1 protein-coding gene and 1 pseudogene are annotated in these 956 nt (G+C 53.6%); both read left to right on the forward strand.

All coding sequences use genetic code 11. The features are described 5' to 3' along the window. Positions 1-314 (forward strand): annotated as a pseudogene (locus tag B5F88_RS20960) (DUF4240 domain-containing protein); the annotation flags it as partial. Further along, on the forward strand, positions 311-956 hold a 646-nt coding region (locus B5F88_RS19755), incomplete at its 3' end, for a ParM/StbA family protein (protein WP_087937078.1). The pseudogene B5F88_RS20960 and the gene B5F88_RS19755, both read left to right, overlap by 4 nt.

The raw sequence follows: 956 nt of genomic DNA on the forward strand, positions 1-956 counted from the left end.
AACAGCTTACAGGGCAAAGTATATATCAAGATGTGGAGGCAATTAAAAACACAAAAGAATTGTACAAATCTTTGAAAAGAGAGATTGTGTACAAAGATGGCATCCAGTTCCCCAGAGAAATGAAAGACCTGCCGAATTTTTTGCCAAGATTGTGCGAGAAATATGGTGGGGCAGACAGAAGCCAGATACACCCGTATGTATGGAATCTGGAGATGTCTGATGTAAACGCGCTGCTAATTGAGGGAAAGACATTTGACAAACAGCAGCGCACCAAAAAAACGAAGTCCCGCAAAAAAGGAGGGAATCCGAGATGAGTGGTTCGATCATTATTGGCATTGATCATGGCTACGCAGCCATGAAAACTGTACACTTTTCGTTCCCCACCGGATTGGTGGAATATGAACATGAGCCGTACACTCAGAAAGATGTGCTGGAATACGGCGGCAGATACTATGTAGTGGGCAGCGGTCGCCAGCCCCTCCAGAGGGATAAGACTCAGACCGAGGACTACTATCTGCTTACCCTGGCAGCCATCGCCAAGGAGCTGGAGCACCGGGGCGCGGAGCACACCGCCAGCATCCACCTGGCGGCGGGCCTGCCCCTGACCAGCTTTGGCAGGGACAAGAGGTCCTTCCGTTCGTATCTGTACCGGGATGGGAGCGCCATTCCCTTCCGCTATGAGGGGCAGGACTACACCATCACCATACAAGAGGTGTCCCTGTTTCCCCAGGGCTATGCTGCCGTACTGACCCAGACGGAGCTGCTGGACGAGCCGTCCGTCATCGTGGCAGACATGGGCGGCTGGACGGTGGATCTGATGCGGCTGGACAACCGCATCCCCAACGCCGCCTCCTGCCGGAGTCTGGAACTGGGCATGATCCGCTGTATCGATGAAATCAGCGAACAGGTGCGCCGGTTGTTTGGGCTGTCCATGACTACCGCTCAGATCGAGAGCG

This window comes from Flavonifractor sp. An306, from assembly GCF_002159455.1.
Lineage (GTDB): Bacteria > Bacillota > Clostridia > Oscillospirales > Oscillospiraceae > Flavonifractor.